This window comes from bacterium, assembly GCA_035530055.1.
Taxonomy (GTDB): Bacteria; UBA6262; WVXT01; order WVXT01; family WVXT01; genus WVXT01.
The window spans coordinates 1-23,903 of sequence record DATKVN010000079.1; the positions used below are offsets into that span (position 1 = coordinate 1).

The 23,903-nt window shown below is 40.1% G+C and carries 30 protein-coding genes; all 30 read left to right on the forward strand.

Annotated elements, in window-relative coordinates:
- Window positions 1–232: 232 nt before the first annotated feature.
- The 30 genes from VMW39_06280 to VMW39_06425 all read left to right on the forward strand — a co-directional run bounded on the left by VMW39_06280 (window position 233) and on the right by VMW39_06425 (window position 23,901).
- On the forward strand, window positions 233–607 hold the full coding sequence (locus tag VMW39_06280) for a metalloregulator ArsR/SmtB family transcription factor (GenBank protein ID HUW23617.1): 375 nt from the start codon (window positions 233–235) through the stop codon (window positions 605–607).
- The gene (locus VMW39_06285) at window positions 604–1,047 is read left to right on the forward strand and encodes a hypothetical protein (protein ID HUW23618.1); all 444 of its coding nucleotides are present in this window, start codon (window positions 604–606) and stop codon (window positions 1,045–1,047) included. The genes VMW39_06280 and VMW39_06285 overlap by 4 nt, the downstream gene beginning before the upstream one ends.
- Before the next feature lie 29 nt (window positions 1,048–1,076).
- Complete coding sequence (locus VMW39_06290) at window positions 1,077–2,009, forward strand: hypothetical protein (GenBank protein ID HUW23619.1); 933 nt, start codon at window positions 1,077–1,079, stop codon at window positions 2,007–2,009.
- 190 nt (window positions 2,010–2,199) lie between these two features.
- Entirely contained in the window at window positions 2,200–2,790 is a 591-nt protein-coding gene (locus tag VMW39_06295) for a TetR/AcrR family transcriptional regulator (protein HUW23620.1), read from the forward strand.
- A gap of 2 nt (window positions 2,791–2,792) precedes the next feature.
- Window positions 2,793–3,869: a hypothetical protein gene (locus VMW39_06300; GenBank protein HUW23621.1), complete on the forward strand. Its 1,077-nt coding sequence runs from the start codon at window positions 2,793–2,795 to the stop codon at window positions 3,867–3,869.
- A gap of 20 nt (window positions 3,870–3,889) precedes the next feature.
- On the forward strand, window positions 3,890–4,576 hold the full coding sequence (locus VMW39_06305; GenBank protein HUW23622.1) for an ABC transporter ATP-binding protein: 687 nt from the start codon (window positions 3,890–3,892) through the stop codon (window positions 4,574–4,576).
- 15 nt (window positions 4,577–4,591) lie between these two features.
- Window positions 4,592–5,764: an FtsX-like permease family protein gene (locus VMW39_06310; protein ID HUW23623.1), complete on the forward strand. Its 1,173-nt coding sequence runs from the start codon at window positions 4,592–4,594 to the stop codon at window positions 5,762–5,764.
- Window positions 5,761–7,035 (forward strand): FtsX-like permease family protein, encoded by a 1,275-nt coding sequence (locus tag VMW39_06315; protein ID HUW23624.1) that lies wholly within the window; start codon window positions 5,761–5,763, stop codon window positions 7,033–7,035. The genes VMW39_06310 and VMW39_06315 overlap by 4 nt, the downstream gene beginning before the upstream one ends.
- Window positions 7,032–7,769: an outer membrane lipoprotein-sorting protein gene (locus tag VMW39_06320; GenBank protein ID HUW23625.1), complete on the forward strand. Its 738-nt coding sequence runs from the start codon at window positions 7,032–7,034 to the stop codon at window positions 7,767–7,769. The genes VMW39_06315 and VMW39_06320 overlap by 4 nt, the downstream gene beginning before the upstream one ends.
- A gap of 105 nt (window positions 7,770–7,874) precedes the next feature.
- The gene (locus VMW39_06325) at window positions 7,875–9,749 is read left to right on the forward strand and encodes an amino acid permease (GenBank protein ID HUW23626.1); all 1,875 of its coding nucleotides are present in this window, start codon (window positions 7,875–7,877) and stop codon (window positions 9,747–9,749) included.
- 238 nt (window positions 9,750–9,987) lie between these two features.
- On the forward strand, window positions 9,988–11,064 hold the full coding sequence (locus VMW39_06330) for a hypothetical protein (GenBank protein ID HUW23627.1): 1,077 nt from the start codon (window positions 9,988–9,990) through the stop codon (window positions 11,062–11,064).
- Between the two features lie 142 nt (window positions 11,065–11,206).
- Entirely contained in the window at window positions 11,207–11,635 is a 429-nt protein-coding gene (locus VMW39_06335) for an Rrf2 family transcriptional regulator (protein ID HUW23628.1), read from the forward strand.
- 3 nt (window positions 11,636–11,638) lie between these two features.
- Window positions 11,639–12,487 (forward strand): 4Fe-4S binding protein, encoded by an 849-nt coding sequence (locus VMW39_06340; GenBank protein ID HUW23629.1) that lies wholly within the window; start codon window positions 11,639–11,641, stop codon window positions 12,485–12,487.
- Window positions 12,487–12,795, forward strand: a complete 309-nt coding sequence (locus tag VMW39_06345; GenBank protein HUW23630.1) for a hypothetical protein — start codon at window positions 12,487–12,489, stop codon at window positions 12,793–12,795. Before VMW39_06340 ends, VMW39_06345 begins: the two co-directional genes overlap by 1 nt.
- A 105-nt stretch (window positions 12,796–12,900) precedes the next feature.
- Window positions 12,901–13,122, forward strand: coding sequence for a NifU family protein (locus VMW39_06350; protein ID HUW23631.1), 222 nt, complete (start codon window positions 12,901–12,903; stop codon window positions 13,120–13,122).
- Window positions 13,123–13,546: 424 nt separating this feature from the next.
- A complete protein-coding gene (locus VMW39_06355) occupies window positions 13,547–14,197 on the forward strand; it encodes a VIT1/CCC1 transporter family protein (GenBank protein HUW23632.1) in 651 nt (216 codons plus the stop codon).
- 81 nt (window positions 14,198–14,278) lie between these two features.
- A complete protein-coding gene (locus tag VMW39_06360; GenBank protein ID HUW23633.1) occupies window positions 14,279–14,803 on the forward strand; it encodes a type 1 glutamine amidotransferase domain-containing protein in 525 nt (174 codons plus the stop codon).
- Window positions 14,800–15,234: a hypothetical protein gene (locus VMW39_06365; protein ID HUW23634.1), complete on the forward strand. Its 435-nt coding sequence runs from the start codon at window positions 14,800–14,802 to the stop codon at window positions 15,232–15,234. Before VMW39_06360 ends, VMW39_06365 begins: the two co-directional genes overlap by 4 nt.
- Window positions 15,235–15,248: 14 nt before the next feature.
- The gene (locus VMW39_06370; protein HUW23635.1) at window positions 15,249–16,205 is read left to right on the forward strand and encodes an L-lactate dehydrogenase; all 957 of its coding nucleotides are present in this window, start codon (window positions 15,249–15,251) and stop codon (window positions 16,203–16,205) included.
- 78 nt (window positions 16,206–16,283) lie between these two features.
- Window positions 16,284–16,619, forward strand: coding sequence for a rubredoxin (locus tag VMW39_06375; GenBank protein HUW23636.1), 336 nt, complete (start codon window positions 16,284–16,286; stop codon window positions 16,617–16,619).
- Window positions 16,620–16,715: 96 nt separating this feature from the next.
- Window positions 16,716–17,294 carry a rubrerythrin family protein gene (locus VMW39_06380; GenBank protein ID HUW23637.1) on the forward strand — a complete coding sequence of 193 codons (579 nt, stop codon included), beginning with the start codon at window positions 16,716–16,718 and terminating at the stop codon, window positions 17,292–17,294.
- A 261-nt stretch (window positions 17,295–17,555) separates the two neighbouring features.
- Window positions 17,556–17,930, forward strand: coding sequence for a ferritin family protein (locus VMW39_06385; GenBank protein ID HUW23638.1), 375 nt, complete (start codon window positions 17,556–17,558; stop codon window positions 17,928–17,930).
- Between the two features lie 5 nt (window positions 17,931–17,935).
- On the forward strand, window positions 17,936–18,649 hold the full coding sequence (locus tag VMW39_06390) for an FAD-dependent oxidoreductase (protein HUW23639.1): 714 nt from the start codon (window positions 17,936–17,938) through the stop codon (window positions 18,647–18,649).
- 11 nt (window positions 18,650–18,660) lie between these two features.
- Window positions 18,661–20,802, forward strand: a complete 2,142-nt coding sequence (locus tag VMW39_06395; GenBank protein ID HUW23640.1) for a heavy metal translocating P-type ATPase — start codon at window positions 18,661–18,663, stop codon at window positions 20,800–20,802.
- Window positions 20,799–21,443 carry an HAD-IA family hydrolase gene (locus VMW39_06400; GenBank protein HUW23641.1) on the forward strand — a complete coding sequence of 215 codons (645 nt, stop codon included), beginning with the start codon at window positions 20,799–20,801 and terminating at the stop codon, window positions 21,441–21,443. Before VMW39_06395 ends, VMW39_06400 begins: the two co-directional genes overlap by 4 nt.
- Before the next feature lie 77 nt (window positions 21,444–21,520).
- The gene (locus VMW39_06405; protein HUW23642.1) at window positions 21,521–21,646 is read left to right on the forward strand and encodes a desulfoferrodoxin FeS4 iron-binding domain-containing protein; all 126 of its coding nucleotides are present in this window, start codon (window positions 21,521–21,523) and stop codon (window positions 21,644–21,646) included.
- Window positions 21,647–21,649: 3 nt separating this feature from the next.
- The gene (locus tag VMW39_06410; GenBank protein ID HUW23643.1) at window positions 21,650–22,216 is read left to right on the forward strand and encodes a flavodoxin family protein; all 567 of its coding nucleotides are present in this window, start codon (window positions 21,650–21,652) and stop codon (window positions 22,214–22,216) included.
- Between the two features lie 30 nt (window positions 22,217–22,246).
- Window positions 22,247–22,720 (forward strand): ferritin family protein, encoded by a 474-nt coding sequence (locus tag VMW39_06415; GenBank protein ID HUW23644.1) that lies wholly within the window; start codon window positions 22,247–22,249, stop codon window positions 22,718–22,720.
- Between the two features lie 19 nt (window positions 22,721–22,739).
- Window positions 22,740–22,976, forward strand: coding sequence for a glutaredoxin domain-containing protein (locus VMW39_06420; GenBank protein ID HUW23645.1), 237 nt, complete (start codon window positions 22,740–22,742; stop codon window positions 22,974–22,976).
- A 22-nt stretch (window positions 22,977–22,998) separates the two neighbouring features.
- Entirely contained in the window at window positions 22,999–23,901 is a 903-nt protein-coding gene (locus VMW39_06425; GenBank protein HUW23646.1) for an FAD-dependent oxidoreductase, read from the forward strand.
- Window positions 23,902–23,903 lie beyond the last annotated feature (2 nt).

Here is a 23,903-nt window from a genome sequence, read left to right on the forward strand (position 1 = left end):
ATTCCTCCAAAGAATCACCCATGGCGTAGATTTAGAATAAGCAGATATCCAAAAAGTTATCCTTATTAACACATATCAAAAATATAAAAACAGGACATTTCTAATTGTGTAAAAATAGGACATTTCTAAATATACTTGACAGCTTAAAAAAAAGACTTGACTTTATAACTTTTTATGATAAAATGTATGAGCAAATGGTCATATACTATATTGGTAAAAAGGAGACTTGCTTATGAGCATCAAAAAAGCACGGCAAATATTAAAGTCTTTTGCTGACGATACGCGTCTGAGAATCATAAATCTGCTGAACAAGAAAGAATTAAGCGTAGCTGAACTCTGTGAAATTCTTAATAAAAATCAGTCAAATCTTTCCAAACATCTCGCGCGATTGCGATTAACCGGCATAGCTGGGGATAGGAGAGAGGGATTTAATGTCTATTATTGTTTATTGAAACCAAAGGAAAAAGCTCATAAGGAATTGCTTAATGCTATTACGATAGGTCTTGCTGAACTGGAGACTTTTAAACAAGATTTAGAAAGGTTAAAGGAGCTAAAGAAGAAACGGACGAAAATAAAATCAACCACCAAAGGAGGTGATAAGAAATGAAGAGGTATATAATGGGAGGGATGGTATTGGCGTTGCTTTTTTTGATGTGCTATGTGTCTGGGGCACCATTAGCTCAAGAAGAGGAACTGCAATATTCCTGGGGCAGAGTGAGTGGCCTATCTTCTAACCAAATTATAGTTAAAGAGTATGATTATGAAAGTGACGAAGAAGTAGACGTTACCTACGCCGTAGATCCAGAAGTTAAAATTGAAAATGTAAACTCACTGGAAGAGATTGCAGTTGGCGATAGTGTGGGAATTAATTTTGTGGTTAGAAATAGCGAGAAGGTGGCCAAGGTTATCATCGTAGAAAAATCATCTTATGAAGAAGAGTACACACCTTCAGAAACATATGAGGAGGAACCCGAAGAGACATACGAGGAAGAACCCGGAGAAGAATATGAGGAAAAACCCGAAGATCTTCCCGAGGAGACAGAATAATATTAAAAAGACAGAAAATAAGGCCTTTTATGGACAGGGCAAATGTACTGATAGATTTACCACGAAAACTATATTTTCCCTTAAATAAATATGGTTACACATTTGAGAGAACCTTAAATACCGAGAACAGATGGGAGAACAAAATAGTATGTAGCATTCTGGACAAAAAATATAGGCGTTACGTTTCCACAACCTATGCGAAGCAAAATGAGTATCTAAGACTTCTTGAGACTACAACTTTTCTAAAGTGCAATGGGAAATTATCTCCTGAAATAGTGAGTGTGTATCCCCCAGATAGAACTATAGTCTGTGACTACATAGGTGAATTTCTATCAGATTATTTGCTAAACAATCCCGCTGATATTTCTTTAAGTTTAACTTCCGTTTTTGATTATCTTAGAGATGTCAATTCTATCAATCAAAGACAGAAGACATTTGTTATCCCTTCCATCGTTAATGTATCAATACAGTTAGCCAAAGAAGTTGGTGGCGATTTTGAATTTTTGCCTAAGAGCAAAGTTATCCTGCCGAAGATTGAAGACTCAGGGCTAAAATTTACTTATGGTTGTGGCATTGAAGACCCTCATATCTGGAATTTTCGGATTGCAAATATCGGAGATAAGATTCAGGCTTTGACTACAGATTTTGATTACTTTTCAGATAGAATAAATTGTTTCTGGGAGTTAGGCTATCTCTATGCCACCTTCAGATGGTTTAAGAAAACCTCATTTTCTCTTGCTCATCGCTCTGAAGAGATACTATCTTCTTTAGTTCAAAACCAGGATTTAAAATCAAAGTTTATGTTCTGGCTGGGAGTTTTGTCCAGCTATTGCGGGTATAGAGACAGTTTGCGCAATCTTATGGTAAACGGCGGAATTAGCAAGCTAAAAGAACAATATAGGATAATTCAACAATTAGATGAGAAGGTCTCATTCCTGGGTAGTAAGCTTCCTCACATCTGACCCACCCAAAATTTACAGTCTTGCGCCATCGGTCTGGCCGGGGCCTACGCGGGGCAAGGCTTCACACCTTTTATCCATCGCAAAAATGTAGTAAGAATAATGTACTTGACAAATTCAACTAGTTATGTTACAATAATTACGCAAATAGTAATATGTGACGATTGTCGTTCCTTAAGGGGGGAAATGTAACATGAAGGACACAAAAGATAAAGAATTGAGTCCTAAAATGGTCCATTTGGTGGAAAAGGCGAAAGAGTTATTTTTCCGTTATGGTATTAAGCGGGTGAGTATTGAAGAGATATGCCGGGAATCCGAGGTAAGCAAAATGACTTTTTATAGATATTTCCCTAGTAAGACTGCCATAGCAAAGCATGTGTTAGAAAGCATATATGGTGAAGGAAGAGAGCGTATAAATAGTATTCTGGCAATGGATGTGCCTTTTGAAGAAAGACTGAAGAAAGTGCTGGTGACCAAAATGGAGTACACTGATGAGTACAGCAGGGAATTCATAAAAGACCTTATGACGGGCAGTGAGCCGGAATTGAAGAAATATATTGAACAAGAGACTAAAAACTTTCTTGATGAGCTCAGGAAAATATTTCTCGATGCCCAGAAAAATGGAGAAATCCGTTCCGATATCAAAGTTGACTTCGTTATTTATATGATGAATGTAATGAAAGAGGTTTTTAAGGACGAGAATCTGCAAAAGCTGTATCCGGATTTTGCTTCATTAATGAAAGATGCATTCAATTTCTTCTATTACGGAGTTTTGAAGAAATAAATATGAAAAAAATATTCTTATTATCTCTTTTCATATTGTTATTATTAAGTGACTATTGCCAAGCGGAAGAGATTATGGTGAATGGGCAGGTTTCGGCCTGGGTTGGCTACAGTGAAGACTTGCAGGGAGGCATAAGGTATATTCCTGAATTGATGGTATCCCATCCCCTGGCTGAAGAAAGTTATATCGATGGCGATATTTCATTGAATGCATATATTTTTGACGAGGATAATGATATCAAACTTTACCGCTTGTGGGCGCGTTACGCGACTTCACAGCTGGAGGTGCGGCTTGGCCTGCAGAAGATAAATTTCGGCCCGGCGAAAATTCTCCGCTCATTGATGTGGTTCGACCAGGTTGATGTTCGCGATCCGTTAGGATTAACCGATGGGGTTTATGGTTTGCTTGGCCGGTATTATTTCCTGAACAATGCGAACATCTGGGTCTGGGGCTTGTATGGCAACGATGAACTTAAAGGACTGGAAACGTTCAAGACAGACGAGGATAGATTGGAATTCGGGGGACGCTTTCAACATCCTGTGCCCCGGGGAGAAATAGCATTCAGTTTTCACCGAAGGTATCTGGACTCTGAGGACTGGAAGAGGAAGATGGCTCCCAAGCCCGAGTTGGCGGGGGGTTCTGAGAACCGCTATGGACTTGATGGTAACTGGGATATAGGTGTGGGTTTATGGTTTGAAGCAGTAGCAGGGAAGATAAATGGAAAGGAGTCTCTCTGGCAGGAGTTTTTGACTGTTGGTACAGATTATACTTTTGCAGTAGGGCCCGGTATCCATGCTTTGTTTGAACATTTTATTGAGTCATCAGGGCCAGAAGTATTCAAGCAGGAGAATGTTAACAGGTTTTCAGCTTTGTCGGTAGATTTCAGCGTAACAATGCTTGATAGTGTCAACGCCATATGGTATTATGACTGGAAAAAGGAGAGAATCTATACATATTTTGACTGGCAGAGGACTTATGATAACTGGCTGATTAATTTGAGCGTTTTTTCCAGCATGGAAGATGAGGCTGGACTGTACGGTGGAACCGGCTTTTTGTGTCTGCTAACATATAACCATTGAAATAAGAAAGGAGAACTAGTATGAATCTGGTAAAAATTGAGAATCTGGTAAAGCGTTATCCTATGGGAAAGAGTCAATTTACCGCGCTAAGAGATATTAATCTTCAATTTGAAAAAGGAGAATTCTGCGGTATTATTGGTCCCAGTGGTTCGGGGAAAACAACTCTCCTGAATATTATCGGTTCGCTCGATATCCCATCTGAGGGAAGTGCTACTGTATTGGGTAAAAAGATAGAGGTGCTGTCTCATAAGGAAGCTGCCCGGCTGCGATGCAGGCATATGGGGTTTATTTTTCAGACGTATAATTTGTTGCCGGTATATACAGTCTTTGAAAATGTTGAGTTTCCCCTGCTTATTATGGGGATGTCTGAAAAAGAAAGAAAGAAGAAAGTGCTGGATGCACTGGAATGGCTGGGCATGACCGATAAGGTTGACTCCCGACCGGCGCAGCTTTCCGGAGGAGAGTCGCAGCGCGTAGCAGTTGCCCGCGCTATTGTGAAACAGCCGGAGCTGGTTCTTGCTGATGAACCTACGGCTAATCTGGATGCTGAAAATTCGTACAACATATTAGAAAGAATGGTTAAATTGAATAAGGAATTGAAGACCACTTTTATTTTTGCCACGCACGATGAGAAGGTAATCGGCTATTTGAAAAGAAAAATCTATTTAGTCGATGGCCAGGTTGCCAAAGATGAAGTTATACATTAAAAAGGGAGAGAAAAAATGTTAGCGTTAAAATTAGCATATCGGAATATCAAGGGAGCCGGTCTTAGAACCTGGCTTAACGTGGCAGTACTTTCCCTTGCTTATGTTCTTATTATCTGGCATCAGGGTATTTTTACGGGAATGCTAAAACATGGCTCCCAGGCAGTGATTGAAGATGAGATTGCCGGCGGTCAATACTGGCACAAGAACTATGACCCCTTTGACCCTCTTTCTTATGATGAGAGCCACGGCCCGATACCGGCAGAGCTTACCGGTTTGATAGAAGATAAAAAAGCCACGCCGATATTAATCAGGCAGGCAGCAATCTATCCTGAAGGAAGGGTTCAAACAGTGCTACTGAAGGGGATTGAGCCGGGACAGACAATTCTGGGAATACCCTCAGCGGGCCTGGAGAAAGAAGAAGACGCATTACCGGTCCTAATTGGAAGACGCATGGCAAGAAGCACTTCTCTTGATATAGGTGACTATTTAACGATTCGCTGGAGAGATGTCAAGGGAACTTTTGATGCTGTGGAAGGCAAGATAGTTGAAATTATGAATACACAAGTACCGACTATGGATAAAAGGCAGTTATGGGTTCCCCTTAAAGAGTTGCAGAAAATGGTCACCCTGAAAGATGAAGCAACCATAATTGTGGTAGGTCAAAATGTTCAAGGCCAACGAGATATATCTGATTGGAAATTCAAGGACCAAAGATTTCTCCTGACTGATATTAATCAGGTGGTAAGGTCAAAAAGAATTAGCGCAGGTATCTTGTATGCTATATTGCTCTTTTTAGCAATGCTGGCAATCTTTGATACGCAGGTTCTATCTATTTTCAAGCGCAGAAAAGAGATAGGCACTCTCATTGCCCTGGGAATGACCCGACTTCAAGTGATAGCTCTATTTACTCTTGAGGGAGCGATGCATGGAATTCTTGCCATTGGTATAGGAGCAATTTATGGAATCCCCTGGATAATCTTTTATAGTAAAACAGGGATGAAGATACCTCAAGCTACAGAAGAGTATGGCTTTGCCCTGGCAGGGAGGTTGTATCCATCATATTCTGTGGGCCTTGTTTTAGGTACTGTATTTATTGTTATGGTAACCGTAACAATCGTAAGTTTCTTGCCCACGAGAAAAATTTCAAAGATGAAGCCAACAGAGGCTTTGAAAGGGAAAATATCATGATTAGATTCTTAATAAAGGGTTTATTGAGAGACCGTTCCCGGAGCCTGTTTCCTGTTTTGATGGTGAGTGCAGGTGCTTTTTTGACTGTATTTCTTTATAGCTTTATGAAAGGCACAATGGATGATTTGGTTAATTCCAATGCTAAATTTGATACAGGTCATGTAAAAATTATGACCCGGGCTTATGAAGAAATGGCTGACCAGATGCCTAATGATCTGGCTCTTTTAGGGGTTAATAGTCTACTTGAACGATTACGAAGTAGTGAAAAAAATATGGTATGGACACCGCGGACCCGTTTCGGAGGGTTGCTGGATATTCCTGATGAGAGGGGCGAGACGCGGGCGCAGGGTCCGGTAATGGGATTGGGAGTAGATTTGCTCAGCCCGGAATCTCAGGAAAAAGATATATTGAATCTAAAGAGTGCCCTGGTGCTGGGAAGACTGCCCCAAAAGAGAAATGAAATATTAATCAGTGAAGAATTTGCTGAAAAATTGGGCGTTGAAATAGGTGAGGTGGCTACTTTAATTAGTTCCACTATGAACGGCGCTATGGCTATATATAATTTCAAAGTTTCCGGGACTGTGCGTTTTGGTATAACAGCAATGGATAGGGGCGCTATTATCGCTGATATTAAAGATGTTCAGTCTGCTCTGGATATGGAGGATGGCGCAAGCGAGATTGTGGGTTATTCTGAAAATATGCTCTACGATGATGATACTATGTTGGCATTAACGCAGAGATTCAATGATAAATTTTTAAGAGATGACGATGATTTTTCTCCTCTAATGCTAAGTTTGAGCCAGCATAGTGGGCTCGGAGAATATCTCGATTTGGTTGATGTTTTTGGAGGGATAATAGTTCTCATTTTCGTAGTGGTGATGTCTATTGTTCTCTGGAATTCCGGTTTGATAAATGGTCTTCGTCGTTACGGTGAGATAGGTGTTCGCCTGGCTATGGGAGAACCTAAAGGGAGTCTCTACCGCTGGATGATTTATGAATCAATCATCATCGGTTTTATCGGTTCTAGCCTGGGAACAGTGCTCGGTTTAGCGATTTCCTATTACCTGCAATATACAGGAATCGATTTTGCAGCTGTGATGCAAAAATCTACTATGCTTATATCTAATGTTATGCGGGCGCGGGTAACAGGATGGAGTTATGTTATTGGATTCGCGCCCGGTCTTGTTGCCTCGGTGGTGGGCACGATGTTTGCGGGAATTGGAATTTACAGGAGACAGACTGCACAATTATTTAAGGAGTTAGAAGTATGAGAAAATTGATTCTTATTATCTTGCTAATAAATTGTACTCTCCTTTATGGACAGGAGCCATCGGGAAAAGCTATTCTGGAAAGAGTGGACGATAATTATACCGCAGAAAACCGCAGGGCTACCTCTACGATGGTGATAAAAGGTCGCCGGGCAACCCGCACGTTGCAGGCTGAATCCTGGATACAGGGTGTGGACAGAGCTTTTACCGAGTACCTTTCGCCTGCCCGGGAGAGAGGGACAAAAATGCTCAAGATTGGTGACGAATTATGGATTTACTCGCCTGCAACAGACCGCACGATTAAAATAGCCGGCCACATGTTGAAGCGTTCTGTGATGGGTTCTGACTTATCATATGAGGATTATATGGAAGATCCAAGACTGAGTAATATGTATAATGCGGAATTAACCGGGGATGAGAATATAGATGGCCGCGATTGCCATATTCTTGAACTTTCGGCAAAGAAGGAAGGTATAGCTTACTACCGGCGAAAAATGTGGGTGGATAAGGAGCGGTATCTTCCCCTGAAGGAAGAGCTTTTTGCCAAGAGCGGCAAACTTTTGAAAAGATTTGTTATCAAGGAAGTGTTTAAGGTGGGAAAGCGGTGGTATCCCAAGAGAATGGTCTTTAAAGACGTATTAAAGAAAGGAGAAGGAACAGAATTCATCATCGATTCCGTTGAGTTCGATGTGGAGATACCCGAATACATTTTCTCCAAAGCCTCCCTGCGTAAATGATATATACCCGCCACGCAAAATCACAAAAAAGAACTTGATTTTTGTCTTTTTGTCGTGTAGTATTAAGTCACGATATGAAGGAGAAGAGGAGTTATTTAATAGACTATGGAAGAAAAATTAGAAAGGAAACTTGGTCTGCTCGATGTCTTCTCTATTGCTTCCGGGGCAATGATTAGTTCGGGATTATTTATTTTGCCCGCTCTGGCATATGCAAAGACTGGACCTGCTGTGGTCTTCTCTTATATTTTAGCTGGCATTCTCATCTTGCCGGCAATGCTTGCCAAGGCGGAACTGGCTACTGCTATGCCTAAAGCAGGGGGAGTCTATTTTTTTATTGAGAGAAGCATGGGAGCTCCCATAGGTACCATCGGGGGACTTGCCAGTTGGTTTTCCTTGAGTTTTAAGAGCGCCTTTGCCCTTGTGGGAATAGGCATATTTGCTATGCTGATTAACCCCGGTATTACAGGGACACAAATAAGACTTATTGCTATAGGATGCTGTCTCTTGTTTATGTTTATTAATATCATCGGTGTTAAACATACCGGAAGATTCCAGGTAGCATTGGTCCTTTCTCTTATCGGTATACTCCTCTTATATGTCTTTCGTGGCTTTCTACTTATTCAACCACAAAGATATGCTCCCTTTCTCCCTTTTGGCTGGGGTTCGGTTTTTGCTACTGCAGGTCTTGTTTTTGTTTCCTTTGGAGGTTTAACAAAGATATGCTGTGTGGCAGAAGAGGTAAAAAATCCGGGACGCAATATCCCTTTGGGAATGTTTCTTGCTTTTACTATTGTGATGATTCTTTATGCTCTGGTTGTGTTCATAACAGTAGGATTGCTCGATTCTACAGAGCTTTCCCATTCTCTTACTCCCATTTCCCTTGGCGCCAGCACTTTCATGGGAAATTCAGGGGGTCTGATACTCGGTTTTGCTGCCTTTTTGGCGTTTATCTCTACGGCTAATGCCGGTATCTTAACCGCTTCCCGGGATGCGATGGCTATGAGCCGGGATTACCTCTTACCTAAATTTTTTCAGAGAATAAATGCCAGGTTTAAAACGCCTCATTTTTCTATAATCTTTACCAGTGCTTTTATGATTATAGTTATCTTATTCTTAAGTCTGGAGGATTTGGTCAAGACAGCATCTACTCTAATGATTCTATTGTTTCTATCTGTAAATCTATCCCTTATTGTTATGCGAGAAAGCAAGATACAGAGTTATCGGCCAAAATTTCGTTCTCCCCTCTATCCCTGGATTCATATATTAGGAATCGTGGGATATGGATTTCTTATTTTTGAAATGGGAAGGGTTCCTCTTTCCATAACCGGGATTTTTATCGTTTGTGGACTGGTCTGGTATTTAGTTTACGCCAGGAACAAAGTAAGTCGCCAGGCGGCGCTGGTGCATGTTATTGAACGAGTTACTGCCAGAGAGTTAGTTGACGCTACTTTACCGGAAGAGTTAAGAGAGATTATTGTTGAGCGGGATAAGATTGTGGAAGATAGATTTGATGACCTTATAAAGAAATGTGAAATTTTAGACTACGACCCAGCTACCACTACAAAATTTATGGCTGAAGACATGTTTAAAATAGTAGCAAATGTTCTATCCAGACGATTACAGATAGACGAAAAGACCTTGTTTAATCTTTTTATGAAAAGAGAAAAACAATCAAGCACAGTGGTTGCTCCCGGGCTGGCACTACCCCACATCGTTGTCAAAGGAGCTGGCAAGTTTGACATCTTAATAGTGCGCTGCAGACAAGGAATTGTTTTTCCTGATACACCCCAACTGGTGCACACTCTATTTGTTCTGGTGGGCTCTTCTGATGAACGGAATTTCCACCTCCGCGCCTTAGCAGCTATTGCCCAGATTGCCCAGGACAAAGATTTTGATAGGAACTGGTTAAAGGCGAGGAATATCGAAGAATTGAGACATATCATTTTATTAGCGGAAAGAAAACGTGTGGGTATAATATAAACCCCTTGCCCTCTCTTTTTCGGGAAACTCCTTTAATTGACTGAATTTCCTTTCCATTCTTTATCTGCTCTATCCACGGTAAGTAGTACTTCTGTATCAGTCGTCCCCGAAAGCAGGCCAAACATAAAACATAAATTATTTTACTTGCAACCGTGGAAAGTATTTAGTAAAATAAATTTCCCTGAGCAGGTAGTCCTTTAGGTAGCGAAAATAATTTTATGTAAACAAGGAGGAAGAAATGGGTAGTTGGGCGAAATTTCCTGATGGGATTGAGGTGGAAGAGTCTATCTTTAAGGTATTAGCTAAATATGCACCTTCTGGCACTTTAGATGTTTTTGCTTCCGATCAACATAATTCTTATCTCAAGTTAACTACATCTTATCTGAAGCACATTGGGGAAAGCAGAAAAGGTACTGATGAGGATGTGAAAGAAGTATGCCGGAGATTTGCTAAGTCTTTAGGTGGGATTCCTACGGCTGCTCTATTCAATCAGTTAGCCTTCAGAAGTCCTGGTTTCAGGGAGTTACTGGGGAAGAACGTTCTTCTTATCGGTAGACTTGAGGATACTAATACCATCCCGGTTGATGATGGCCGTGGTCAGCTTGCCCAGTTAGCTATCGAGCCGGAGGAATGCAAGGATGAGGTAGATGGTTTTAAAACACTGGTGAAGCTTAATCCAGACCATAAAGAGAGCTGGAAAAAGAACTTAGAGTGGCTCCAGGGAGTCTTTGAAAGATGCCGGAAGCTGGGCAAGCCCCTGTTCAACGAGACACTGATATTTCAATTGCCGGGTGAATCGAAGGCTGATTTGGCTAGAAGGCTACCCGATGGCGTGGTGAAGATGGCGGAGGATTTCGGCCCTTTGGGACATTTTTATAAGACTCAAGTGCCCGTTCTCTGGGTGGAAGAGGGCGATAAGATTACCAAAATATGCGATGCAAAAGTTATAAGAGAGGCAGCGGAAGCGATGGCTAAAATTGTTCCCAGGCCTATGTTACTTTTGAGTGCTGCTGTCGATTTCGAGCAATATTCTTCCCAGTACGGGATAGTAGCAGATCTCTTTGCCGGACCGATGTGTGGACGGGCCTATTTTAAAGAATCGTTTAGCGACCCCGAGACAAAAGATTGGGACAGTTTACAGGCAAGCTTTAAACGGATTGCTCTTCCTCGTATCAAACAGATTAAGAAATTAGCGCAGGTGATGAGTGAGGCGTGGTGGCATAAGTTTTTACAGATGTCTGATGAAGCAAAGTCTCTCATCGATTTAGATGCCAAGACAAAGGTTTCCAGCATAAAAGCTGACTACGGTTACTGATATAGGTTTTTAGTAAATTTTATCTTCAAAATTTGAATCCCCTAAATTTTTTTCTTGACAAAATGATACTAATTTAGTATCATTATAATAGAAATCAATTTGGACCTAATGGACTTAGCGGGATAAGAGGAGGGCTCGGGGGATGAAGTTAATTACCAGAGATACCGATTATGCAATAAGAGCTCTCTGTTTTATTGCTAAGTGTGAAAAAGAGATAGTTCCTGTTTCTGAGTTGAATAGAAACTTAAGAATTCCCGGGCCGTTTTTAAGGAAGATACTGCAGATATTAAATAAAAAAAGACTACTTAGGTCATATAAAGGTAAAGGTGGTGGTTTTATGTTGGCCCTTGCACCGAATAAAATATTTCTTGCTGATTTAATCGAAATATTCCAGGGTTCATTAAAACTGAATGAATGCATTTTTAAAAAGCGGATTTGCCCGGATATAAAGATTTGTAAGCTTAAGAAAAGAATAGATGCTATCCAAAAGTATGTTATCTCTGAATTAAAAGATATTACGTTAGTGTCTTTATTAGGCGAGACCCGGACTTATAGAGCAAAAGGAGGATAAGCTGTGGCAAAGAGAAAGATAATAAAGATAGATGAAGAAAAGTGTAATGGCTGTGGCCTGTGCATTCCCAACTGCCCTGAGGGGGCTTTACAGATAATAGATGGGAAGGCAAGGCTTATAAGTGACTTATTCTGCGATGGTTTAGGTGCCTGCATTGGCTACTGCCCTGAAGGAGCAATTACTATAGAAGAAAGAGAAGCTCAAGAGTATGATGAAAGAAAGGTTATGGAAAATATCGTGAAACAGGGAAAGAATGTAATTAAAGCGCACTTAGAACATCTTAAACAGCATAACCAGAGCGAATATCTTAAACAGGCAATAGGTTTCTTAAAAGAGAAAAATATAGAAATTCATCTTGAACAAGAACATTTACCTGGTAAGCATAAACATATGTCTCCTTTTCCTGAATGCCCTGGTTCAAAGATAATGGATTTTAGAGAGAGAGAAGAAGTGGCTGAAGGAAAGAAAGCTGTCTCTAAAGGTATATCTCGGCTCAGACAATGGCCTGTGCAGATTATACTTGTTCCGCCGAGCGCACCTTATCTAAAGGATGCCGACTTATTGATAGCTGCAGATTGTGTTCCCTTTGCCTATGCGGATTTCCACGATGATTTATTAAAAGGGAAGATTTTACTTGTAGGCTGTCCTAAGTTTGATGACGTTGAGTTTTACAAAGAGAGGATTACTCAGATTTTAAAAAATAACAACATAAAGTCTATAACCTGCACGTATATGGAGGTGCCTTGTTGTTTTGGGCTGGTAAGTATTGTTAAATCGGCTATTTCTGCCTCGGGTAAAGATATACCATTCAAAGAGGTTACTATCAGCATAAAAGGAGGGAAGCTAAAATAATGATTTTTAAGTGTCCGGGGGCTCAAAGGTTTAGACAGCCCCAGCCAGAGATTATAAACTGCCCTTTCTGCTCTGAGGAAGTAGAGATATGGACAAATGAGGTTCAGGCAACTTGCCCCAATTGCAAGAAGACTGTAATGCGTCAACAAGGCACCAGTTGCCTCGATTGGTGTAGATACGCAAAAGAGTGTGTGGGAGAGGAAGTTTACAATAAATACATAAAAAATAGGTCAATAGCCAGAAAACCAAGAATTACAAAGGGATTAAAAGAATATTCCGGCGATGATAAAAATGATAAAACACGCTAAAAGAAGATATATGTGCCATACAAAGTTCTTGACAGTTATGGATAAGTTGTATAGAATAAATGGTACTTAATAACAATTAATGAAGAGAAAAAAAAGGAGGATGCAATGAAAGAAAAAGTAGAAGCTGCTTTAAATAAGGTAAGGCCATCGCTTCAGGCAGATGGCGGAGATGTAGAGCTAATAGAGGTCACTTCTGATGGGGTAGTCAAGGTAAGATTGACTGGTGCCTGTCGCGGATGTCCGCTGAGCCAGATGACCCTGAAAGCGGGCATAGAGAAGGTGATAAAACAAGAAGTGCCCGAGGTAAAAGAGGTTGTTGCTGTATAAAAATGAGACTGGAAAAGAAGAGAAAAAAAGTATTGACAAGGGTTAAGTAATATTATAAGTTAGATTACCCAATTAATGAAAATTTAATAATAGGCTTGACAGATAAATTTTCGTTGGGCTTATTTTAATTGACGAAGAAGTCGAAAGGCAAAGATGCCCCTAACGATGGTTAGGGGTTTTTTTTCGAATATCTGTTTTTTTTATGGCGCAGGGAGATAATCGTAAGCAATTGTGGTATTTCCAGCACAACAGTCTGGTGCTGGAAAGGGCTAACGAGAACTAGTATCTCATTTTTGCTGAAAAGGTAATAGAAGGTCAAAAAGAAAAATTAATGGTACAGTTAATTAGAAGTCCTTTAGAAGAAAGACTTAAGGCCTAGCATGGAGAGGATTGGCATACAACAAAAGGAAGGATTATAAGGGATATAGTTTATGCCGTTGATACAGGGCTTGTTGCCACGGTTTCCTTTATTGCCGGAATTTCGGTTTCTTTAGTAATAAGGAATAGGATAATATTAGCGGGTCTAGTGGAGATAGTAGCTGGCACGCTGGCAATATTCTTTGGTTCTTATATGTCTACCAAAGCTCAGAAACACTTCTTTGAGAATCAGATTGAGCGAGAAAAAAGAGAAATAGAAGAGGATCCTAAAAAAGAAACCCAAGAGATAAGAGATATTTTCAATGGTATGGGATTTACTAAAGAAGAACAGGAAATTGCCGTAAAACGTATTACTGCTGATAAACAAAGATGGCTTGAATTTATGGTTCAGGAAGAAATTGGCATAAGTCCTGGATTGATTGATAAACCTTTTGAAATAGGACTCATATCTGCGGGGGCGTTTCTTTTGGGTGCATTTCCTGCGATTTTTCCATTTTTTCTCTTTGCCAATGTAAGTAAGGCGTTGGTTATTTCTGCATTTTTAGTTTTGGGGTTTCTTTTTATTTTGGGTGTAATTAAGACTAAAGTTACAAAGAGTAACTGGCTTGTAAGTGGATTGGAGACATTGTTGATAGGTGCTGTATCCTGTGGTGCAGGATTACTTTTGGGAAGGATAGCTGCCGGATATTTTCATTGAGCAGGTATGAGTAGTTTGTTATTCGATTATTCGGATTCTTGAAGGAGTATATAAAAGTTATCGACGAAGAAGGAGGCGAGGATGGCTAAAGTAGCGGTTCTTGTTGAAGATAATTATCAGGTTTTAGAAGTCTGGTATCCTTATCTGCGTCTACGGGAAGATGGCATAGAAACTCTCCTCGTAGGAACAGGGAGAAAGAGGGAGTATAAGAGTAAGGAAGGCTACCCCGCAGTAGAACAACTCCCTATAGAAAAGGCAAGGGTGGCTGATTTTTCCGGAGTAGTTATCCCCGGAGGATATGCTCCTGATATTTTGAGAAGATACAAAGAAGTAAATAACTTTGTAAGGGAAATGTATAAGAAAAATAAACTTGTTGCTGCTATCTGTCATGGAGGCTGGGTTCTGGTATCAGCGGGGATAGTGAAGGGTAAGAAGGTAACCGGTTTTTACGCTATAAAAGATGACCTGGTAAATGCTGGTGGAAAGTTTATTGACAAGGAAGTTGTTGTGGATGGCAATCTGATTACTTCTCGCAAACCTTTCGATTTACCGGCATTTTGTAGAGAGATACTACGAAAAATCAAAAAATCGGAGGAGAGTAAATGAAGCCAGATAATAACGAAAAATTCATCTGCTACGATTGTTTCAGGCTTAAAGCCTGTAAGGAGCCGATAACATCCTGGGTATTCTTTTTTGTTGCCCTTATTGCCGTAATTGCCATAAGGGCGGTGAATGTAGTTTTAGATTTTAATCCCTTGTTGGCAAAAATTTTCTGGTATACAGGGGTAGGAGGATTCTTTGTATATTTTATGTACAAATTCAGATATGACAGTATCCTGCATAGAGAATTGGGTAGGACAAAACTTGTAGATAAACTCCTCTCCCAAGATAAACTCTCCGAGCACGACTACAATGTCTTAGGGACTATTCTGTGCAAATTAAGCTCAAAGAAAGATAAAATCAATTACTTTTTTATATTCTTTTTTTCTGGATTAGCCCTGGGCTTGGCAGTATATACAGATTTTTTTAGGGGATGAAGAAGAAGTGAAAGATGGCTGATTTAAAACCAAAAATTTCTATCATTGGCTGTGGGAATGTGGGTATGCGTTATGCCTACGCTTTAATAATGAAAGGCGGGGTGCGTCAACTTGTTCTTGTAGATTTGGACAGGAAAAAGCTTGAAGGTGAAGTTATGGACCTTTCCCATGGCGCTCCTTATATCTCACCCGTAGAGATAATTGCTGGAGATTATTCCCTGATAGAAAATTCAGATTTAGTCGTAATTACTGCAGGCAGAAAACAGAAGCCAAATCAGACCCGCCTTGACCTGGCAAAAGATAATGTGGAACTTTACAGAAAAATAATTCCTGAAATTGTAAAATACGCCTCCTCTGCTATCCTCCTGATCGTTAGTAATCCCGTGGACGTCCTTTCTTACGCTGCTTATAAATTTTCCTCAAAACCTAAAGAAAAGGTAATTGGTTCAGGAACAGTTTTAGATACAGCGAGATTTAGATTTCTTTTAAGCAAACATTGCAATGTTGACCCTCGAAATATCCATGCCTATATTCTGGGCGAACATGGAGATAGTGAGTTCCCTGTCTGGAGCAGGGCAATGATTGGCGGAGTTTTGTTTAAGGACTACTGCTACATCTGCAAAAGAGCTGCCACCTGCCAGCGCGATGAAGAACTCAGCAAGATTTTTGCTGAAGTGAGAGATTCGGCATATGAAATAGTCGAAAGAAAGCAAGAGACCTCCTATGGGATAGGTCTGGCTCTGGTAAGAATAACCCAGGCAATTATGAATGATGAGAATGCTATTTTACCCGTTTCCTCTTTAGTTGAAGATTACTTAGGGATAAACGATATATATTTAAGCCTTCCCGCTGTAATCAATAAAGAGGGTGTAAGAGAAGTTTTGAAGATTGAGCTTAACCCACAAGAAAAGCAGGCATTTAAGAATTCCGCAGATGCAATAAGAAGGGTGATAAGAGAAACAGGTTTGTAGACTTTTCTGTCATTTCTTGACTGAAGGGATAAAGGACGAGGAGATGTTCTGAGGATTTAATAGAGGAGGAGGTGAAAAATGGCGAAGTTTAAATGTAGTATATGTAATTATGTCTTCGACGGCGAAAATGCGCCGGATAAATGTCCTCGCTGTGGCGCACCAAAGGATAAGTTCGTAAAGTTGACAGATGATAAAGCAAAACTTGTTGATAAGGCGAGGTGCACAAATCAACTCCATATGGGCCTGGCAGCTGTATTGGACCAGGTGCATTCTATCGCCGAGACAGGCATCAAGGATAATCTAGACCCGGGGTGCGTAGCTATATTTACGAAAGCAAGGGATGAGGCAAGACTATTGAGTCAATTTATCAAGGCTGAGATAGAAGTCCACATAGGCAAGGGCAAATGGGGATGATTAATCGGGTTAGTTCTTTAATGAATTAAGGGTGAATTATGGAATCAAAAAAAGCACTACTTCGTAAATCTGAGTTTCATGGAAGGAAGTGAAATTATGGGAAAGGCTATAAAAGGAACCAAAACAGAGAAGAATTTGCTGGCATCTTTTGCCGGAGAATCGCAGGCAAGAAATCGCTATACTTATTTTGCCAGCGTGGCAAGAAAGGCGGGCTATGAGCAGATAGCGGCAATATTTTTAGAGACTGCTGATAATGAGAAAGAACACGCCAAGAGGTTTTTTGAACTTTTAGAAGGAGGAGATGTAGAAATTACAGCTTCCTATCCAGCTGGGGTGATAGGAGACACAGCGGCAAATCTGGGAGCAGCAGCAGCCGGAGAGAACCTTGAATGGACAAAACTTTATAAACAGGCAGAAGAAGTAGCGCGCCAGGAAGGTTTTGAAGAAATAGCCGTTCAATTTAAGGAAATAGCAGAAGTAGAAGAACAGCATGAAATACGATACAGAAAATTGCTTAAGAATGTAAAAGAGGGCAGGGTGTTCAAAAAAGATACCGTGGTTAAATGGAAATGTCGTAATTGTGGGTATGTCCATGAGGGAAAAGAGGCACCTGAAGAATGTCCAGCTTGCGCTCATCCGCGAGAATTCTATGAGCTTCTTTGCGAAAATTACTAAAAGTTCTGGGGGAAGTTCTGGGGACACAATACTTAATTATTGAAGCCCGGTCCTGAACTTTTGAAAGTTCTGCCCAAACTCCCGTAACAGTATAACAATAGGCGAGCACGACTGGGATATTAGATGTTGAAAAAACTGTGGTCGAATTTTGGAGATAATGGGGAAAATATTGAAAAAGCGAAAGGTGATAGGATAAGATAATTAAGTATTGTGTCCCCGGAATTATTAGCAAAAGAATGGAAATTGCTGGAGAGTGAATCTTTGTCAGAGATAAGCAAGGAGAATTTGGGGAAAGCATTAGAACTGGAGATAGATAATACAAATTTTTATAAAGCGGTATCTGAAAGGAGCAAAGACGTTTATGTTTCCAGTATGTTTAAAGGTTTATCAAAAGTTGAAAGAGAACACGCCTCAGTCATATGCAAACATCTAAAGATAGAGAAACCAGATTCAAAAGCAGGGTTAGATAAAGCAGTCGATTCTGACCGGGAGAATATAGAAGAGGCCAACAGGAGAGAAAAAAGGGCAGTTAAATTTTACACAGAAGCAAGAAATCAAGCCACGGAGGAAGAGATAAAGGAATTCTTTAAAGCCTTGATGGAGATAGAGTCAGACCATATAATACTAACCAAGTAGAGACGATGATTAAATTCGAAACAGAAGTATTAGATATAGTACAAAGAACCCATAATGTAAAAAGCTTCCGCTTTAAAATAAAAGAAGATGTCAATTTTAAACCAGGGCAATTCTTTTTTGTTACAATAAAAATTGATGGGGTAGAGAGGACGAAACATTTTTCTTTTTCCAATTCTCCTACGGAGAAAAGGTACGTAGAGTTTACTAAGAGAATAACCGATAGTGAATTTTCCCAGGCCTTGGAAAGATTAAAAGCCGGGGATTGGACGAGATTGAAGATGCCTTATGGTTCTTTCACATTTGAGGGAGAATATGAGAAAATAGCCTTTCTTTCAGGAGGCATTGGCATAACTCCCATAAGAAGCATATGTAAGTTCACCACAGATTCAATGTTGCCCACAGACATGGTGTTACTGTATGGCAATAACAGAGAAGAAGATATTATATTCAGGCAGGATTTAGATAATATGCAGTCAGTTAATAAGAATCTGCGCATAGTTTACACTTTAACCTCCTCAGATATAGACAGAAAAATCTGGAAAGGCAGAACTGGTTATATAGATGATACTATGATAAAAGAAGAAATGCCGGATTATACAGAAAGAATCTTTTATATCTGTGGACCTCCCAGGATGGTAGAAAGTTTAATAAATATTTTAAGAAATAAATTAGGCGTTCAACAAGATAAAATCAAAATAGAAAAATTTTCAGGATATTAAAGGAAAACGAGATGCTTAAAGATCCTGTTTGTGGGATGGAAGTCAATCCTCAAGATGCGATTAAATTGGAAAAGGATGGAAAAACTTTTTATTTTTGCAGTGAGCACTGTAAAAATAAATTTCTAGGCAAAGATGAAATGAAAATTGATCATAAAATGCATGCTGCACATAAACATGCAGAAAAAGGACACGCTGCTCATCACGCTCATATGGTTGAGGATTTCAAAAGAAGGTTTTGGATTTCTTTAATTGCTACTATTCCTGTCTTAATTCTATCTCCTCTAGTTCAGTCTCTATTGAGATTCTCATTAAAATTTCCCGGCGATAAATTCGCTCTCTTTGGAATTTCTACATTTGTTTATTTTTATGGTGGCAGGCCATTTCTTAAGGGCATAGTTGAGGAATTAAAAAGAAAACAGCCAGGCATGATGACGCTTATTGCCCTGGCTATTACGGTTGCTTATGCTTACAGCTCGGGCGTTGTTTTTGGAATCAGGGGAAAGTTTTTCTTCTGGGAGTTAGTTACTCTTATTGACATTATGCTTTTGGGTCACTGGATTGAGATGCGCTCAGTGATGGGTGCCTCTCGCGCTCTGGAAGAGTTAGCCAGACTTATGCCTTCTCAGGCTCATTTAGTTTTAGATGACGGCTCAGTGAGAGATATTAAACTTGAGGAGTTAAAGAAAGGCGACAAAGTTCTTGTCAAACCGGGAGAGAGAGTTCCTGCTGATGGCCGAGTAATTGACGGTGATTCAGAGATAAACGAGGCTATGATTACCGGCGAGTCAAAGCCAGTCAGTAAGGAGGCAGGCAACAGTGTCATCGGTGGGTCTGTAAATGGAAGCGGCTCTCTGACTATACAGGTGGAAAAGACGGGAAAAGATTCTTATATATCCCAGGTCATTGAACTTGTCAGGACTGCAAGTGAAAGTAAATCCAGAGCCCAGAGTTTTGCTGATAAGGCTGCTTTCTGGCTTACGCTTATCGCTATAACAGCCGGCACAATTACACTTATAGCCTGGATTATTTTGGGTAAAGAGTTTGTGTTTGCCCTGGAGCGTATGGTAACCGTTATGGTTATTACCTGCCCTCACGCTTTGGGTTTAGCTATACCCCTGGTTATAGCAGTTATTACAGCGCTATCTGCTCAAAATGGTCTTTTAATAAGGAATCGAACTGCTTTTGAGAGCGCTCGCAATTTGCAGATGATTGTATTTGATAAGACGGGAACACTGACAAAAGGAGAATTCGGCGTATCAGACATAATCAGTTTAGGGGATTGGAGTGAAGATGATTTATTGCGCAAGGTAGCATCTGTAGAGATAAATTCCGAACATACTATAGCAAAAGGGATAGTTAAAAAAGCCAAAGAGAAGAATCTAAAGTTGTCTAAAGTAGAAAAATTTGAAGCCATTGCTGGAAAAGGAGCAAAGGCGCAAATTGAGGGAGAGAAGATTTTTGTTGGAAGCAAAGGCATATTTGATGTAGCCAATGTTAAATCAGTAGAAGCAGAAAAGAAAATGGAAGAGATTGCCTCGCAGGGCAAGACGATAGTCTTTGTTATTTCTGGCAAGAAAATTCAAGGCATCATCGGCCTTTCTGACATTATCAGAGATGAATCTAAAGAGGCTGCAGGGAAGCTGAGAGATCTTGGTTTGGAGATGGCGATGATCACCGGCGATAATAACGCAACAGCCAAGTATGTAGCTGGTCAACTCGGACTGGATACTTATTTTGCTGAAGTTTTACCTGACAAAAAGTCAGAGAAGATAAAACAACTGCAGAGACAGGGTAAAAAAGTAGCTATGGTTGGTGATGGGGTCAATGACGCCCCTGCTTTAGCTCAGGCTGATGTGGGCATAGCCATAGGAGCAGGTACGGATGTCGCTGTGGAAACAGCTGATGTGATTTTGGTCAAAAATGACCCAAGAAATGTGGTTGATATTATTGCTCTTTCCCGTGCTACACAGCGAAAGATGGTGCAGAATTTAGTTTGGGCTACGGGATACAATATTTTTGCCATTCCTTTGGCTGCTGGAGTACTCTATAAATATGGAATAATTTTAGCACCCGCAGTTGGCGCCCTGATAATGTCTTTAAGCACAATTATTGTTGCTATTAATGCCAGATTGATTTCTTATAAAAGGACATGAAATACATAGACCTTATTATTTTCGATTTAGATGGCACACTGGTTGACTCCAGAGATGACATAGCCAATGCTGTTAATTTTACTTTGAAAAAAATTGGCCTTAAAGAGAAAAGTATATCAGAAATAAGTTCTTATATAGGCACAGGTATAGAGGATTTGATAAGAAAATCGTTGGGTAATAAACAGGAAGCTCTTCTTACGAAGGCCCTATCCGTGTTTGAAGAATATTATAGAAAACATTCTACAGATAACTCTGTTCTCTACCCAAACGTGAAGGAAATTTTAGAATATTTCAAGAATAAGAGAAAGGCAGTTGTAACTAATAGAAATTATGAATTCGCTCTAATTGCACTAAATAAGTTAGGTATATATGATTATTTTGAAGATGTTGTAGGAGGAGATGACATAGGTTGTATGAAACCTTCTTCATGTCCTTTAGACAGGTCGATGAAGAGGCTTAATGCAAATAGAGAAAAAGCTATAATAGTGGGTGATATGGATATAGATATAATAGCCGGCAAGACAGCTGGTATCATTACATGTGGCGTTACTTACGGAATAGGGGAAAAAGAAGATATAATCAAAGCAAAGCCAGATTTTATTATAGATGATATAATCAATTTAAAGAATATAATCCATTAAGCTGGTATCTTCAGTCCCTGTGGGGAAAGGGATAAAGTGAGGTTCTCCCCAAAAGGGAGATGAAAAGGGGGTGTCCTATGGCAGTAGAAAACGTAGGGGAAAAGTACAGATGCAATGTATGTGGTAACGAAGTTACTGTAACAAAAGTAGGTGGCGGTGAACTTGTTTGTTGCGAGCAACCTATGGAAAAAATAGAAGGTTAAGAAGTGAAAGTATTAGGGATAAACGGCAGTCCCAGAATAGGCGGGAACACAGATATTCTCCTGGATAAGGTCCTGGAGGGAGCCAGAAGTAGAGGAGCTGAAACAGAAAAAGTTATCTTAAATAACCTCAAATTTTCTCCTTGCCAGGAATGTGAGAACTTAAGAGATGATGGCTCCTGCATAATAGAAGATGATATGCAACCACTCTACAAAAAGATAAAAGACGCAGATAGTGTAATTTTAGCCTCACCTATATTCTTTGGAAGCCTTAGCGCCCAGACAAAGATGATGATAGACCGTTTCCAGTGCATTTGGAGAGCAAAATATATACTGAAAAAAGATATCTTTAAGAATAAAAGAAAGGGTGGCTTTATTTCTGTAGAGGGAACCACAAGAGAAGATTTTTTTCATAATGCGAAATCAATCGTCAAAAATCTATTTGCCACGATTGGTGTGGATTATAAAGAAGAGCTTTTTTGTTCAGGTGTTGATGAAAAAGGAAGCATATTGAAATATCCGGAAGTTTTAAAAAAGGCATTTGCATTGGGAGAAAGAATTGCTCTTGGTTAAACTAATTTTAAGAAAGGGGGGAGTAACGTGGTGAATATATTTGCAGGAAGTGAGATAGTAGAATTGGGAATTCAGATTGAGAAGAATGGTAGAGATTTCTACAATGCGTTGGTGGAGCAATTAAAGAATCAAAAGGCTAAGGAGACGTTCAAATATCTGGCAGGCGAAGAAGAAAAACACATAGCTGTTTTTCAAAATATATTAGATTCAGTGCACAAATATGAACCGCCAGAGTCATATCCGGGAGAATATTTTGCATATATGAATGCTTTAGCCAGGGACTACGTATTCACCCAGAAAGACAAAGGTAGAGAGATAGCCAAAAATGTAAAGGGCGATAAAGAAGCTATCAGCCTGGGTATAGGATTTGAGAAAGATTCGATTATTTTCTATGTAGGGATGAAGAAGGTAGTGCCAGAATACGACCATAAGATAGTCGATCGGCTAATTACACAGGAGCAAGACCATCTAAGACAGTTGTCCGAGCTAAAGGAGAGCCTGTAATTTAAAGGAGGTCAGTATTGTGGATAAAAAAGTTAAAATCTACAGCACCCCTACCTGTCCATTTTGCATGATGACCAAGAAGTTCTTAAAAGAGAACAATATTGATTTTGAGGATATCGATGTCTCCACTGACCAGGCAAAAGCACAGGAGATGGTTCAGAAGTCAGGCCAGATGGCCGTACCTGTTTTGGACATCGATGGCGAAATTATAGTGGGATTTGATAAGGAAAAGATAAGAAAAGCATTAGGGTTATAACCCTGTGGGAGATAATAGTAAAATGTTCGATTTAATCATTATTGGGGCAGGGCCAGCAGGTATAACAGCCAGCGTCTACGCTGCCCGAAAGAAAATGAACTTTTTAGTTATTACCAAAGATATCGGTGGGCAGGCGGCGTGGAGTGGAGACATAGAGAATTACACAGGTTATCAATTCATTACCGGTCCTGAGTTGACGGGCAAGTTTGAGGAACATATGCGAAAATATAGTATTGAATTAAAAGAAAATGAAGAAGTGTTAGAATTAAAAAGAAAAGATGACGGGGTTTGGGTTAAGACTGACAAAGCCACCTACCAAGCAAAAACAGCAGTAATTGCCTCTGGCAAGAGGTCGAGGGAACTTGGCGTGCCCGGGGAGTTGGAATTTAAAAATAGGGGACTTACTTACTGCGCTACTTGCGATGCCCCTCTATTTGCTGAAAAGGATGTAGCAGTCATCGGGGGAGGAAACTCTGCTTTAGACGCAACCCTACAATTGATTCGGATAGCCAAACATATCTATCTTATCAATATCACCTCAGCCCTCACTGGAGATGCGATAATGAGGGAGAAAGTACGTGAAAGTAAAAAAGTATCTATCTTAAATAACACCCGGGTCACAGCTGTTTTGGGAGATAGGATGGTCAGTGGAATTAAAATAAAAAGAGAGGATAAGGAAGAAACACTGCCTGTGGAGGGAGTTTTTGTGGAAATCGGTCTTATCCCTAATTCTGAATTTGCTAAAGAATTAGAAAAGAACGAACTGGGTGAGATTAGGGTAAACTGTCGTAGCGAGACCAATATCCCGGGCATTTTCGCTGCCGGTGATGTTACTGAAGTGCCTGCAAAACAGATTATAGTAGCAGCAGGAGAAGGGGCTAAAGCGGCACTGAGTGCTTTCAGATACTTAGCCCAACACAAATAAGA

Coding starts and splice junctions, on each gene's coding strand:
- VMW39_06280 (HUW23617.1), top strand. CDS start 233: ATGAGCATCAAAAAAGCACGGCAAATATTAAAGTCTTTTGCTGACGAT.
- VMW39_06285 (HUW23618.1), top strand. CDS start 604: ATGAAGAGGTATATAATGGGAGGGATGGTATTGGCGTTGCTTTTTTTG.
- VMW39_06290 (HUW23619.1), top strand. CDS start 1,077: ATGGACAGGGCAAATGTACTGATAGATTTACCACGAAAACTATATTTT.
- VMW39_06295 (HUW23620.1), top strand. CDS start 2,200: ATGAAGGACACAAAAGATAAAGAATTGAGTCCTAAAATGGTCCATTTG.
- VMW39_06300 (HUW23621.1), top strand. CDS start 2,793: ATGAAAAAAATATTCTTATTATCTCTTTTCATATTGTTATTATTAAGT.
- VMW39_06305 (HUW23622.1), top strand. CDS start 3,890: ATGAATCTGGTAAAAATTGAGAATCTGGTAAAGCGTTATCCTATGGGA.
- VMW39_06310 (HUW23623.1), top strand. CDS start 4,592: ATGTTAGCGTTAAAATTAGCATATCGGAATATCAAGGGAGCCGGTCTT.
- VMW39_06315 (HUW23624.1), top strand. CDS start 5,761: ATGATTAGATTCTTAATAAAGGGTTTATTGAGAGACCGTTCCCGGAGC.
- VMW39_06320 (HUW23625.1), top strand. CDS start 7,032: ATGAGAAAATTGATTCTTATTATCTTGCTAATAAATTGTACTCTCCTT.
- VMW39_06325 (HUW23626.1), top strand. CDS start 7,875: ATGGAAGAAAAATTAGAAAGGAAACTTGGTCTGCTCGATGTCTTCTCT.
- VMW39_06330 (HUW23627.1), top strand. CDS start 9,988: ATGGGTAGTTGGGCGAAATTTCCTGATGGGATTGAGGTGGAAGAGTCT.
- VMW39_06335 (HUW23628.1), top strand. CDS start 11,207: ATGAAGTTAATTACCAGAGATACCGATTATGCAATAAGAGCTCTCTGT.
- VMW39_06345 (HUW23630.1), top strand. CDS start 12,487: ATGATTTTTAAGTGTCCGGGGGCTCAAAGGTTTAGACAGCCCCAGCCA.
- VMW39_06350 (HUW23631.1), top strand. CDS start 12,901: ATGAAAGAAAAAGTAGAAGCTGCTTTAAATAAGGTAAGGCCATCGCTT.
- VMW39_06360 (HUW23633.1), top strand. CDS start 14,279: ATGGCTAAAGTAGCGGTTCTTGTTGAAGATAATTATCAGGTTTTAGAA.
- VMW39_06365 (HUW23634.1), top strand. CDS start 14,800: ATGAAGCCAGATAATAACGAAAAATTCATCTGCTACGATTGTTTCAGG.
- VMW39_06370 (HUW23635.1), top strand. CDS start 15,249: ATGGCTGATTTAAAACCAAAAATTTCTATCATTGGCTGTGGGAATGTG.
- VMW39_06375 (HUW23636.1), top strand. CDS start 16,284: ATGGCGAAGTTTAAATGTAGTATATGTAATTATGTCTTCGACGGCGAA.
- VMW39_06380 (HUW23637.1), top strand. CDS start 16,716: ATGGGAAAGGCTATAAAAGGAACCAAAACAGAGAAGAATTTGCTGGCA.
- VMW39_06390 (HUW23639.1), top strand. CDS start 17,936: ATGATTAAATTCGAAACAGAAGTATTAGATATAGTACAAAGAACCCAT.
- VMW39_06395 (HUW23640.1), top strand. CDS start 18,661: ATGCTTAAAGATCCTGTTTGTGGGATGGAAGTCAATCCTCAAGATGCG.
- VMW39_06400 (HUW23641.1), top strand. CDS start 20,799: ATGAAATACATAGACCTTATTATTTTCGATTTAGATGGCACACTGGTT.
- VMW39_06405 (HUW23642.1), top strand. CDS start 21,521: ATGGCAGTAGAAAACGTAGGGGAAAAGTACAGATGCAATGTATGTGGT.
- VMW39_06425 (HUW23646.1), top strand. CDS start 22,999: ATGTTCGATTTAATCATTATTGGGGCAGGGCCAGCAGGTATAACAGCC.